Below are 11,764 nucleotides of genomic sequence, written 5' to 3' on the forward strand. Positions count from 1 at the left end.
TTCCAGCGGACTGCTGGATGAAATCGAAGGAACCGTTCAAGGACATCGCGACGGGCACGGCTTCGTTCAACGCGACGATGGTGAAGCGGACATCTATCTGCCCCCCAACGAAATGCGCGCGGTGCTGCACAAGGACCGCGTCAAGGCGCGCATCGTGCGCCAGGACCGCCGCGGCCGCCCCGAAGGGCGCGTGGTGGAGATCGTCGAGCGCCCCGAGCAGCCCATCATCGGCCGCCTGTTGCACGAAGGCGGCATCTGGCTCGTTGCGCCGGAAGACAAGCGCTACGGTCAGGACGTCCTGATTCCCAAGGGAGCCACCGGCCCCGCGAAGGTGGGGCAAGTCGTGGTCGTGCAACTCACCGAGCCGCCGGCCCTGTTCGGCCAGCCTGTGGGTCGTGTGAAGGAAGTGCTGGGCGAGATCGACGACCCCGGCATGGAGATCGAGATTGCCGTGCGCAAGTACGGCGTGCCGCATGAGTTTTCCGCGGAGTGCCTGGCAGCGGCCAAGGCATTGCCCGAGAAGGTCCGCCCCGCCGACAAGAAAGGCCGCGTCGACCTCACCGACATCCCGCTCGTCACCATCGACGGCGAGGATGCGCGCGACTTCGACGACGCCGTCTACTGCGAGCCCGCGAAGGTGGGCCGCGGCAAGGGCTGGCGCCTGCTGGTGGCCATTGCCGACGTCAGCGCCTATGTGCAGACCGGCTCGCCCATCGACATCGATGCCTACGACCGCGCCACCAGCGTCTACTTCCCGCGCCGCGTGATTCCGATGCTGCCGGAGAAGCTGTCGAACGGCCTGTGCTCGCTCAACCCCGAGGTCGAGCGCCTGTGCATGGTGTGCGACATGCTGGTCGCCGCCGACGGCGAGATCTACGCCTACCAGTTCTATCCGGCCGTGATGTTCAGCCACGCGCGCTTCACGTATACCGAGGTGGCTGCCATTCTCGGCAACACGCGCGGCCCCGAGGCCGCGAAGCGCAAGGACCGCGTCAAGGACCTGCTGAACCTCGCGGACGTCTACAAGGCATTGCTCAAGCAGCGCGGCAAGCGTGGCGCAGTCGACTTCGAGACCACCGAGACGCAGATCATCTGCGACGACGCAGGCCGAATCGAGAAGATCGTGCCGCGCACGCGCAACGAGGCGCACCGCCTGATTGAGGAAGCGATGCTCGCCGCCAACGTCTGCAGCGCCGACTTCATCGCCGAGGGCAAGCACCCGGGCCTGTACCGCGTGCACGAAGGCCCCACGCCCGAGAAGAAAGAAATCCTGCGCGGCTATCTGAAGGCCATGGGCGTCGGCCTGAGCATCACCGACGACCCAAGGCCCGGTGAATTCCAGGCGATCGCCGAAGCCACCAAGGACCGCCCGGACGCACAGCAGATCCACACCATGCTGCTGCGCTCGATGCAGCAGGCGATCTACACGCCGATCAACAGCGGCCACTTCGGCCTGGCCTACGAGGCCTACACGCACTTCACCAGCCCGATCCGGCGCTATCCGGACCTGCTGGTGCACCGCGTGATCAAGGCGATCCTTGGCAAGACGCGCTATCAGCTGCCCATGCTGCCCACCCCTGGCGAGGCGCATGCCAAGCTGGCCAAGCGTCTCGCGTCGCGCGTGAAGGCGCCCACGGCCAAGCCGCAGAAAGCCACGGTCGCGCCCAGCAAGGAAGTCATGGCGTGGGAGGCCGCGGGCCTGCATTGCAGCGCCAACGAGCGCCGCGCCGACGAGGCCAGCCGCGACGTCGAGGCCTGGCTCAAGTGCAAGTACATGCGCGAGCATCTCGGCGAGGAATACGGCGGAGTGGTCACCGCGGCCACCACCTTCGGCATCTTCGTCACGCTCGATGCGATGTACGTCGAGGGCCTGGTGCACATCACCGAGCTCGGCGGCGAGTATTTCAAGTTCGACGAAATGCGCCAGGAACTGCGCGGCGAGCGCACCGGCATCCGCTATGCCATCGGCACGCGGGTGCGGGTGCAGGTGAGCCGCGTCGACCTGGACGGCCGCAAGATCGACTTCCGTCTTGTGCGCGAAGGCGAAGAACTCGCTGCCCGCGCCATGAAGGACAAGGGCGCGGCATCGTCGGGCGTGCCGGTCAAGGCCTCGGCCAAGCGCGGCACGCGCAACAAGGCGGAAGCCGGCAAGGCCGAGCCGCGCGGCGAGCGGCCGACCTCGGCCACGGCCGGGGCGCAGTCGGCGATGCAGGCCTTCAAGTCGGCGGTGAAGAAAGCCGCCAGCAAGATGAAGGGCAAGGGGCGCAAGCCGCGCCGCTGACCGTGCCTGTACGACCATCGAACGAACCATCGACCAACCGAAAAGAAAGAGACAGACAGCATGAGCGCTGAAGACAACAAGGGCCGTATCGCCATCGTCACGGGGGCTGGTTCCGGCATCGGCCGCGCCGCCGCGCTGGCGCTGCTGGGCGATGGCTGGAGCGTGGCGCTGGCGGGCCGCCGCCTGGAGCCGCTGGAGCAGGTGGCCGAAGAATCGGGCGCCGGCGCGCGCGCCTTCGCGGTGCCAACCGACGTATCGAACGCGGCCTCGGTGCAGGCCCTGTTCGCCGCCACCGTCGAGCGCTTCGGCCGGGTCGACCTGCTGTTCAACAACGCTGGCGTGGGCAACCCGCCGGGCCCGTTCGAGGACTGGACGCCCGAGCAATGGCAAGGCGTGGTCGACATCAACCTTACCGGCATGTTCTTCTGCATCCAGCAGGCCTTCCGCACGATGAAGGCGCAGACGCCGATGGGTGGCCGCATCATCAACAACGGCTCCATCTCGGCCACGGCGCCGCGTCCGAACTCGGCTGCGTACACCGCTACCAAGCATGCGGTCGAAGGGCTGACCAAGACCGCCTCGCTCGATGGCCGCAAGTACGACATCGCCGTGGGGCAGGTGGACGTGGGCAACGCGATGACGGAGCTGGCCGCACGCATGGCCAAAGGCGTGCCGCAGGCCAACGGCGAGCTGGCGATCGAGCCTCTGATCGACGTGAAGATCGTCGGCCAGTCGGTGCTCTACATGGCGAACCTGCCACTGGAAGCCAACGTGCTCTTCCACACCATCATGGCGACGAAGATGCCCTTCGTCGGGCGCGGCTGAGGCCTTTCAGGCCGGAGCGCGGCGGGCCAGTGAGCCGGCCGTGAGCGGGGCTGCGTCGGCCGGCCAGGTGTCTGCGATGTGGCCGTGCTGCCAGACGGCTTCGCGCGCTGCTTCGAAGGCGGGTCGGCCCGCGGCCAGCGCAGCGCCGATCATGCCGGCCAGCACGTCACCGGTGCCCGCGGTTGCGAGGCGGGCGTTGCCGCTCAGGTTGATGACCGGTGGCGCTTTGCCAGGACTGGCGATGACGGAACCCGAGCCCTTGAGTACGGCCGCCACGCTGAAGCGTGTGGCGAGTTCGCGGGCTGCGGCCAGCCTGTCTGCCTGAACTTCACCGACCGATCGGCCCAGCAGGCGCGCTGCCTCCAGCGGGTGTGGCGTGATCACTGTGGGCGACCCATCTTTTCCGCGCGATGCCAACTGGGCTTGCAGCGCGCCGTCGGCTGCGATGGCGTTGAGCGCGTCGGCATCGAGCACCAGGGCGGCTGCCGTCGAAAGCACGCGTGGCAGCAGTTCGCCCACGGCTTCTCCTGCGCCGCAACCGCAGACCGCCGTCATGTTCGAGAGATCGAGCGTTCGTGCATCGCGCAGCATCAGCTCGGGCTGCGCGGTATCGACAGGTGCTGCACTTGGGTCAAGCAGGCCGACAAACACGCGGCCTGCGCCCGCATGCAGCGCAGCCGAGCCCGCCAGCAAGGCGGCGCCGGCCATGCCGGACGCTCCGCCGATCACCGCGACGTCGCCGTAGCTGCCCTTGTGCGAGGCGTGGTTGCGCGGCTGGGCTTCGGGCGCTCCGGCGATTCGTGCTACCGGCTGGTCCTTGAAGGCGCTGCAACCCAGGTCATCGAACCAGACTGTGCCTGCGGCGTCGCGGCCCTGAGCGGTGAACAGGCCGGGTTTCAACGTGAGGAAGGTGATGCAGGTGCGGATCGATGCCTGCGATTGGCTGGCGCCTTGAGGCAGTGTGCCGGTATCCGCGTTCAGGCCCGAGGGCACATCGACGCACAGCACGGGCTGGCCACTCGTATGCATCTTCTCCAGCCAGTCGGCCATCGCGCCTTCGGGTGGTCGTGTCGAGCCGATGCCGAGCAGCGCGTCGATCGCCAGTTCGTAGGCTGAAGGCGGCGTCGATGCGAAGGTGACGCCTGTGTCGCGCGCCCGCTGCAGCGATGCCTTGGCGTCCGGTGGCAGCTTGCCTTCATCGCCGAAGAACGTGACTACCGGAAAGAAGCCCCGGTGCCGCAGTTGGGTGGCAGCCTCGAACCCGTCGCCACCGTTGTTGCCAGGCCCGCAAGCCACCCAGATCGTGTGCGCGTGCGGCGCGATCGCCATCGCGAGCCGTGCCACCGCAAGGCCCGCGCGCCGCATCAGCGTGTGGACGGGCAGGGCGGCCGATGCGGCCTGTTCGATGCGACGCGTGGCGGCGATGTCAAACAGATCGGCGGCGGTGGCGGAGGTGATGCGTTGCATCGGCGCATTGTGCCGCCGGCCCGCCTGGCGGCTCGCCTCCCTATCATCCGGGGATGAACTTCAAGAGCGTCGGTTGGCTGCTTGTCCTGCTTCTCGCGGCGCTTGTTGCCTTCCTCGCCGCGACGATGCGTGGATTGCGGGATTCGGATGGGTCTTTGGCCTTCTGTGCCTCGTTTGGGGTGTCTTCCTGCTGGCCGAGTTCAGGCGGTGGATTCCGCTGCGAGACGCGGCCTGGGCTGCGAATGTCGGCTTCGGCATCAGCGTGATCCGCTGGTTCGACCTGCCGGCCGAAGGAGCTTCCGGCCTGACGCGGCTGGCACTGCTGGGCGCCGGTGCGCTGTGCCTGATCTTCTTCGCGTTGATCTGCCCCGGCTTGCTGGCCTGGGTCGCCGGCAGGCTCCGGCCTCCGCCAGAGCCGGAGCTTCCCCTCGAGAAGCCGGCGAGCCCCGAAGCCCTGCGCCGATGGGGGCCTAAAGACTGAGCCGTTCGACCCCGAGTCCTTCGAGGTCGATGCCAGCCTCGCGCCCGGCAATCAGGTCGCCCAGCACGCGCGCGCTGCCGCAAGACAGCGCCCAGCCGCTCGACCCATGCCCGAGGTTGAGCCACACGCCCGGAATGCCACTGGCGCCCAGCACCGGTGGGCCATCGGGCAGCATCGGCCGCGCACCTTTCCATTGCTGGATGCCGGACTGCAGAGTGGCGGCGCCCGGGAACCAGTCGTGCAGCACCTTGTAGAGCGTCTGCACCGCGGCCGGATTCATCGTGTCCAGGGAGCCGCCGATCTCGGCGCTTCCGGCCACGCGCACGCGCTGGCCCAGTCGGGAGATGGCGACCTTGAAGCGCTCGTCCATCACCGCGCTGCGGGGGGCGTTGAGCGGCTCGCGGATCGGCGCGCTCACCGAATGGCCGTAGACCGGCGCCATCGGAATGCGCAGGCCCAGCGGTCGCAGCAACGCGGCCGACTCCAGGCCGGCGCACACCACGACGGCGTCGTAGCGAACCGGGTCGGAGCCGCTCGCGAGCGACAGCGAGGTGGGCGCCGCGCGGCTCAGTGGCGCGATGTCGCAGTTGAAATGGAACTGCGCGCCGAAGGATTCGGCCTCCCACTTGAGCAGCAGCGCGAACTGGCGGCAGTTGGCCACCTCGTCCTCGGGCAGGTGGATGGCGCCTGCCAGCGGGGTGTCGGGGTTGAGGGCGGGTTCGATCAGCCGCGCCTCGTCGGCATCGACTTCCTTGAAGACGCTGCCGGCCGTGCGCAGCACGTCGAGCCCGGGCTGCACCAGCTTCTTCTCGCGCTTGGAGCGAAGCAGCACCAAGTAGCCGTCGCTGCGCTCGTAGCTGAGTTCGCGTGCCTCGGTCACTTCGTGCAGCCGGTTGCGGCTGTAGAAGGCCAGGCGCTGCATGCGGGCGCGGTTGGCCAGGTAGGTGTCGAGCTTGCAGGCCTTCTGCCAGCGCGAGAGCCAGCCGAGGTCGCGCGAGCCCAGCGGCCAGCGCAGCTTGATGGCGCCGTGGGAAGACAACAGGGAGCGCAGCACCTTGCCGCGCATGCCGGGGCCGGCCCACGGCGTGACGTATCCGGGAGCGACCACGCCGGCGTTGGCGAAGCTGGCTTCCTCGGCGGCGGCGCCCCGTCGCTCGAACACGGTCACTTCATGGCCGTCGGAAACCAGTTCCCAGGCGGTGGTGACGCCGATGATGCCGGCGCCCACGATCGCGATTTTCATTGAGTATTCAGGATGAGAGAGATGGCTGGCGCCCGCAGGACGGGCGCCGTCGGCCGTTATTCTTGCAGCGCGCGCTCGGTCTGGAGCGCCACCGCGAGGATGGCGTCGTCGTGCAGCGCGGCATGCCACAGCATCAGGCCCGCCGGCAGTTCGCCGGGAGCGTGGCAGGGCAGCGAGATGGCGCAGCCGTCGAGCATGTTGACGATCGACGGATTGCGCAGCAGCAGCGCATTGACGCGGAAGAATTCTTCGTCGCGCTCGGCGCCCGGCGCCACGCTGTCGATGGGGGGCGCTGTAATGGGCACGGTCGGCGACAGCACGGCGTCGAAGGGCGCGAGCGCGGCTTCGACGCGGGCGATCCAGTCGCGGCGGGCGTGGATCAGGTCGATGTACTCGTGCGCCTTCATCGTGGCGCCGCGCAGGATGCGCTGGGCCACGCGCGGGTCGTAGCCCGCGCCGCTGCGTTCCAGCAGCAGTCGGTGCCAGGCGTACGACTCGGCGGCGGAAAAGCCGCCAGTGGCGTTGATGGCGCCAAGCTCGGCCAGCTCGGGCAGTTCGATCTCCACGATGCGGGCGCCGGCGGCGCGAAGCGCCTTCAGCGAGCGCTCGAAGGCAGTGGCCACGGCGGGCTCGATGCCGTCGAAGAACACGTTCTTCACCACCGCGAGGCTGTAGGCCGCCAGCGGGGCGTTGCCGGCCGTCACGTGCTGGGCGGCGAGGATCTCGTGCGCCGTGATGGCATCGCGCACCGAGCGCGTCATGGCGCAGACGGTGTCCAAGGTGGTCGACAGCGGCAGCGCGCCTGCGGTAGGCGTCAGTCGTGCTGTGTTCTTGAATCCGACGATGCCGTTGAGCGCCGCAGGAATGCGGATCGAGCCGCCGGTGTCGGAGCCCAGGCCGATGAAGGCGGCGCCGCTGGCGACCGAGATCGCGGCGCCGGACGACGAGCCGCCCGGAATGCGCGGCACCACGGCGTCGCTGACATTGGCCGGCGTTCCATGATGCGGATTGACGCCAACGCCCGAGAAGGCGAATTCCGTCATGTTGGTCCGGCCGGTCAGCACGCCGCCTGCGGCGCGCAGCCGGGCCACGGCGGGGGAGTCGGATTTGGCTGCCGGGGCGTGTGCCAGAACGGCGGAGCCGGCGGGCGTCGCCTGGCCCCCGACGTCGAAAAGGTCTTTGGTGGTGAAGGCGAGGCCGGCCAGGCGGCTGGCGGGGTCCGACGCGGAGGCGGCCTGCAGGGCCTCGTCGAACATCGTGCGGGTGAAGACGTGGGCACAGGCGGCGGACCTGGAGACGTCGATGGCGCGCTCCATTTCGGTGCGTGCATCGGTGCCACCTGCCAGAAGGTTGAGACGGGTGGCGTGAAGGTCGTTCATGAGGAGCTGCGGGTGCCGCTGGGACGGCTCGGGTTCAGGGGGAGGGGCGGCGGCCGTGCTATACTCTTTGGGTTTCGCTGGTCGGGCAACGGCTCCCGTTGCATCCAGCCAGACACATCCGCAAACCGGCCCAATCAAGGTGTTGTGACTCGATTCAAAGAGCGCAAAACGGGCTGGATTTTAGACCCAACCTTTGGAGTAATTTCAATGTCCACCACCATGCGCGAAATGCTGGAAGCAGGCGTCCATTTCGGTCACCAAACCCGCTTCTGGAACCCCAAGATGGCTCCGTACATCTTCGGCCATCGCAACAAGATCCACATCATTAACCTGGAAAAGTCGCTCCCGATGTTCCAGGACGCGATGAAGTACGCCAAGCAGCTCACCGCCAACCGCGGCACGATCCTGATGGTCGGCACGAAGCGCCAGGCCCGTGAAATCGTGGCGGCTGAAGCCCGTCGCGCCGGCGTGCCCTTCGTCGACACCCGCTGGCTCGGCGGCATGCTGACCAACTTCAAGACCGTCAAGACCTCGATCAAGCGTCTGAAGGACATGAAGGCCCAGCAGGAAGCCGGCCTCGACAGCCTGAGCAAGAAGGAGCAGCTGACCTTCACGCGCGAAATCGAGAAGCTCGAGAAGGACATCGGCGGCATCCAGGACATGACCGCTCTGCCCGACGCCATCTTCGTGATCGACGTGGGCTTCCACAAGATCGCCGTGGCCGAAGCCAAGAAGCTCGGCATTCCGCTGATCGGCGTGGTTGACTCCAACCACTCGCCCGAAGGCATCGACTACGTGATCCCCGGCAACGACGACTCGTCGAAGGCCGTCACGCTGTACGCCCGCGGCATCGCCGATGCGATCATCGAGGGCCGCAACAGCGCCACCGGCGACGTGGTCAAGGCCATCGCCGAAGGCAATGACGAATTCGTCGAAGTCGAAGAGGGCGCTTCGGCCTGATTGGCACGCCCGCGAGCCTGAAGAAGGGGCTTTGGTGCCCCTTTTTTTAACCTGATTTTTGAATTCACGGAGATACAAAATGGCTGCAATCACCGCAAGCATGGTGGGCGAACTGCGCGCAAAGACCGACGCGCCGATGATGGAATGCAAGAAGGCCCTGACCGAGGCCGACGGCAACATGGAAAAGGCCGAAGAGCTGCTGCGCATCAAGCTCGGCAACAAGGCCGGCAAGGCATCGAGCCGCATCACCGCCGAAGGCGTGGTGGCCGCATACGTTGCCGGTGACGCCGGCGCGATGATCGAAGTCAACTGCGAAACCGACTTCGTCTCGAAGAACGACAGCTTCCTGGCCCTGGTCAACGCCGCCGCCAAGCTGATCGCCGAGAAGAACCCCGCCGACATCGCCGCTCTGGGCGCCCTGGCCTACGAGCAGGACGGCTTCGGCCCCACGCTCGAGGACGTGCGCAAGGGCCTGATCGGCAAGATCGGCGAGAACATGACGTTCCGCCGCTTCAAGCGCTTCGCCGGCAACGGCAAGCTGGCCTCGTACCTGCACGGCACGCGCATCGGCGTGATGGTCGAGTTCGAAGGTGACGACACCGCCGCCAAGGACGTCGCGATGCACATCGCCGCCATGAAGCCCGTGTCGATCTCCGCTTCGGACGTGCCCGCCGAGCTGATCGAGAAGGAACGCGCCGTGGCAGCCGGCAAGGCGGAAGAAGACCGCAAGACGGCCGAAGCCGAAGGCAAGAAGCCGCAGCCGGCCGACATCGTCGCCAAGCGCATCGAAGGCGGCGTGCAGAAATTCCTCAAGGAAGTCTCGCTGCACAACCAGCCGTTCGTGAAGAACGACAAGCAGACCGTCGAGCAGATGCTCAAGGCCGTCAACACCACGATCAAGGGCTTCACCCTGTACGTCGTCGGCGAAGGCATTGAGAAGAAAGTTGACGACTTCGCCGCAGAGGTCGCCGCTCAAGTCGCCGCAGCCAAGGCTGCTGCTTAAGCCTTTACGGCTCCAGCGACGGTGCGTTCGCGCGCACCGTCGTTTTTTCATCGCTACGTTTTACACTCGTCCCGCCCCAACCAAAGGAAATTGCCCATGTCTGATGCCCGCCCAGCCCACAAGCGAATCTTGTTGAAGCTGTCGGGAGAGGCATTGATGGGTGACGATGCCTTCGGCATCAACCGCGCGACCATCGTGCGCATGGTGCAGGAGGTGGCCGAGGTCGTGAACATGGGCGTCGAGGTGGCGGTCGTGATCGGCGGCGGCAACATCTTCCGCGGCGTCGCGGGCGGCTCCGTCGGCATGGACCGCGCCACGGCCGACTACATGGGCATGCTGGCCACGGTCATGAACTCGCTAGCCCTCGCCGATGCGATGGACAAGCAGGGCCTTGTGGCCCGCGTGATGTCCGCCATCGCCATCGAACAGGTGGTCGAGCCCTATGTGCGCCCCAAGGCGCTGCAGTACCTCGAAGAGGGCAAGGTCGTGGTGTTCGCGGCCGGCACGGGCAACCCGTTCTTCACGACCGACACGGCCGCCGCGCTGCGCGGTGCCGAGATCGGCGCCGAGCTGGTGCTCAAGGCGACCAAGGTCGACGGCGTCTACACCGCCGATCCCAAGACCAACCCCGACGCAACCCGCTACGCCACGCTGACCTTCGACGAGGCGATTGCTAAGAACCTCGGCATCATGGACGCCACGGCCTTCGCGCTGTGCCGCGACCAGAAGCTGCCGATCAAGGTGTTCTCGATCTTCAAGAACGGCGCGCTCAAGCGCGTCGTGATGGGCGAGGACGAAGGCACGCTGGTGCATGCCTAGGAGTATTTGAGATGACCATTGCAGACATCCGCAGTGCGACCGACGCGAAGATGAACCAGTCGCTCGCCGCATTCCAGAACAATCTCACCAAGATCCGCACGGGCCGCGCCAATTCGGCGCTGCTCGATTCGATCCATGTCGAGTACTACGGCTCGCAGGTGCCCCTGAGCCAGGTGGCCAACGTGTCGGTGCTCGACTCGCGCACGATCAGCGTCCAGCCCTGGGAAAAGGGCATGGGAGCCAAGATCGAGAAGGCCATCCGCGAAAGCGACCTGGGCCTGAACCCGGCCTCGATGGGCGACCTGATCCGCGTGCCGCTGCCCGCCATGAGCGAAGAGCGCCGCAAGGAAATGACCAAGCTGGTCCGCAACGAAGGCGAGAGCGCCAAGATCGCCACGCGCAACCTGCGCCGCGACGCGAACGAGTCGGTCAAGAAGCTGGTCAAGGAAAAGCTGGCGTCGGAAGACGACCAGAAGCGCGCCGAAGCCGAGATCCAGAAGGTCACCGACCGCCATATCGCGGAAATCGACCGCTTGGTCGCGGCCAAGGAAGCGGAGATCATGGCCGTTTGAGGCCTGCCATGGCCTCGTCGGCGCCGCGCATTCCCCACCACGTTGCCATCGTCATGGACGGCAACGGCCGCTGGGCGACGCGGCGCTTTCTTCCCCGCATCGCGGGACACAAGCAGGGCGTCGAATCGCTGCGCCGCTGCGTCAAGGCCTGCGCCGAGCGCGGCGTAGGCGTGCTCACCGTCTTCGCGTTCTCGTCCGAGAACTGGAACCGTCCCGTCGAGGAAGTTTCCGGGCTCATGGAGTTGATGGTCGGCGCGCTTGCGCGCGAGGTGCCCAAGCTCAGCAGCGACGGCGTAAGCTTGCATTTCGTCGGCGAGCGCGCCGGCCTGTCGCCCAAGATGGTGAAGGGCCTGCTCGACGCCGAAGCCGCCACCGCGCACAACACGCGGCTGGTGCTCAACGTCTGCTTCAACTACGGCGGCCGCTGGGATATCGCACAGGCTGCCGCCAGGCTCGCGGCGCAGGGCGAAGCGATCACCGAACTCAGCCTCGATCGCGCCATGGCGCTGGCCCATGTGCCCGACCCCGATCTGTTCATCCGCACCGGCGGCGAACAGCGCCTCTCCAATTTCCTGCTCTGGCAGAGTGCCTACGCCGAGCTTTTCTTCAGCGACAAGCTGTGGCCCGAGTTCGACGAGGCCGCGCTGGACGAGGCCATCGCCGCGTTCCAGGGCCGCGAGCGGCGCTTCGGCCAGACCTCGGCGCAAATCTCTTCCACCGCCGCGGCCTGACGG

The 11,764-nt window shown here is 67.0% G+C and carries 11 protein-coding genes; 8 read left to right on the plus strand and 3 right to left on the minus strand.

Features of this window, described 5'->3' with window-relative positions:
* The first annotated feature begins 10 nt into the window (after window positions 1-10).
* Entirely contained in the window at window positions 11-2,281 is a 2,271-nt protein-coding gene (gene rnr / locus AC1VNX_RS16165; protein WP_483161963.1) for a ribonuclease R, read from the plus strand.
* A gap of 60 nt (window positions 2,282-2,341) precedes the next feature.
* Window positions 2,342-3,106: an SDR family oxidoreductase gene (locus tag AC1VNX_RS16170; protein ID WP_176664295.1), complete on the plus strand. Its 765-nt coding sequence runs from the start codon at window positions 2,342-2,344 to the stop codon at window positions 3,104-3,106.
* 6 nt (window positions 3,107-3,112) lie between these two features.
* Here AC1VNX_RS16170 and AC1VNX_RS16175 read toward each other — a convergent pair whose 3' ends face one another.
* Complete coding sequence (locus AC1VNX_RS16175; protein WP_483157607.1) at window positions 3,113-4,573, minus strand: NAD(P)H-hydrate dehydratase; 1,461 nt, start codon at window positions 4,571-4,573, stop codon at window positions 3,113-3,115.
* Here AC1VNX_RS16175 and AC1VNX_RS16180 point away from each other — a divergent pair.
* Window positions 4,563-5,054 carry a hypothetical protein gene (locus AC1VNX_RS16180; RefSeq protein ID WP_483157608.1) on the plus strand — a complete coding sequence of 164 codons (492 nt, stop codon included), beginning with the start codon at window positions 4,563-4,565 and terminating at the stop codon, window positions 5,052-5,054. The genes AC1VNX_RS16175 and AC1VNX_RS16180 overlap by 11 nt on opposite strands.
* On the opposite strand, the gene AC1VNX_RS16185 is transcribed toward AC1VNX_RS16180, so the two are convergent.
* Entirely contained in the window at window positions 5,044-6,297 is a 1,254-nt protein-coding gene (locus AC1VNX_RS16185) for a D-amino acid dehydrogenase (RefSeq protein ID WP_483157609.1), read from the minus strand. The genes AC1VNX_RS16180 and AC1VNX_RS16185 overlap by 11 nt on opposite strands.
* Before the next feature lie 56 nt (window positions 6,298-6,353).
* A complete protein-coding gene (locus AC1VNX_RS16190; protein ID WP_483157610.1) occupies window positions 6,354-7,676 on the minus strand; it encodes an amidase in 1,323 nt (440 codons plus the stop codon).
* A 207-nt stretch (window positions 7,677-7,883) separates the two neighbouring features.
* Between AC1VNX_RS16190 and rpsB the strand changes: the two genes are divergently transcribed.
* From rpsB to uppS, 5 genes are all read left to right on the plus strand, one after another.
* Complete coding sequence (gene rpsB, locus AC1VNX_RS16195) at window positions 7,884-8,636, plus strand: 30S ribosomal protein S2 (RefSeq protein ID WP_483157611.1); 753 nt, start codon at window positions 7,884-7,886, stop codon at window positions 8,634-8,636.
* A 79-nt stretch (window positions 8,637-8,715) separates the two neighbouring features.
* Window positions 8,716-9,639 (plus strand): translation elongation factor Ts, encoded by a 924-nt coding sequence (tsf, locus tag AC1VNX_RS16200; protein ID WP_483157612.1) that lies wholly within the window; start codon window positions 8,716-8,718, stop codon window positions 9,637-9,639.
* Between the two features lie 96 nt (window positions 9,640-9,735).
* Window positions 9,736-10,458 (plus strand): UMP kinase, encoded by a 723-nt coding sequence (gene pyrH, locus AC1VNX_RS16205; RefSeq protein WP_093202350.1) that lies wholly within the window; start codon window positions 9,736-9,738, stop codon window positions 10,456-10,458.
* An 11-nt stretch (window positions 10,459-10,469) separates the two neighbouring features.
* Window positions 10,470-11,030 carry a ribosome recycling factor gene (frr, locus tag AC1VNX_RS16210; RefSeq protein ID WP_483157613.1) on the plus strand — a complete coding sequence of 187 codons (561 nt, stop codon included), beginning with the start codon at window positions 10,470-10,472 and terminating at the stop codon, window positions 11,028-11,030.
* Between the two features lie 8 nt (window positions 11,031-11,038).
* Window positions 11,039-11,761, plus strand: a complete 723-nt coding sequence (uppS, locus tag AC1VNX_RS16215) for a polyprenyl diphosphate synthase (protein WP_483157614.1) — start codon at window positions 11,039-11,041, stop codon at window positions 11,759-11,761.
* Window positions 11,762-11,764 lie beyond the last annotated feature (3 nt).

The sequence above is a fragment of the Variovorax sp. TLI9-5A genome (assembly GCF_056867935.1).